Origin of the sequence: Pseudomonas sp. 43(2021) (assembly GCF_017490805.1) — a bacterium.
Taxonomy (GTDB): domain Bacteria; phylum Pseudomonadota; class Gammaproteobacteria; order Pseudomonadales; family Pseudomonadaceae; genus Aquipseudomonas.
In genome coordinates, this window is record NZ_JAFGYJ010000170.1 from 1 (window position 1) to 604 (window position 604).

At 60.3% G+C, this 604-nt stretch carries 1 pseudogene; it reads right to left on the bottom strand.

The window, feature by feature from the left end:
• Positions 1-457, bottom strand: a pseudogene (locus J5M71_RS26580) (hypothetical protein); the annotation flags it as partial.
• Positions 458-604: the final 147 nt, after the last annotated feature.

Genomic DNA, 604 nt, shown 5'->3' on the forward strand with positions numbered 1-604 from the left:
TATCGAAACTGCGCGCGACGTTGGGCGTGATCAGATAGCTATAGCGCAAGCCATTGAACGATTGGCCATCGATGGTCTGGTTCAGATGCTGCGCCTGGCCGTTCGGCGGCATTACCAGCGCACCGTCGAGTTGCAGATCGGGCAGGGTGGCGGCGCTGGTGAACCAGGTGTCGGTGAGCACGTCGAGTTGCAGTTCAACCAGCCCGCCGACCATCGCGCCTTCGCTGGGGTTGAGGTGAGCCTCGACCTTCAGTTGCGCTGGGGCTGCAAAAACATTCAGAGACAGCAGGCTGGTCAGCAGCAGGGCGCTGAGCTTTGCGCTGATTGTTCTGCCGCCATCGCTGGCAAGCCAGCTCCCACAAATCACAGCAAGCTTCACAAAGTTTGCAACTACACAGAAATTCCCTGTGGGAGCTGGCTTGCCAGCGATGGCGGCGCTCAGGTGCCGGAGGTTCATGGCCGGTCTCCCTGCTGATCCTGCAAGCTGAACTTCTGCCTTAGAAACTTCGCCGGCGAGGTGGTCAGGTTCTCCAGCCACAGCGCGTCGGACGCCGCCTGCTGGGTCTCGACCTTTTTGCTCTGACCTTTACCGGGTGCCTTGTCG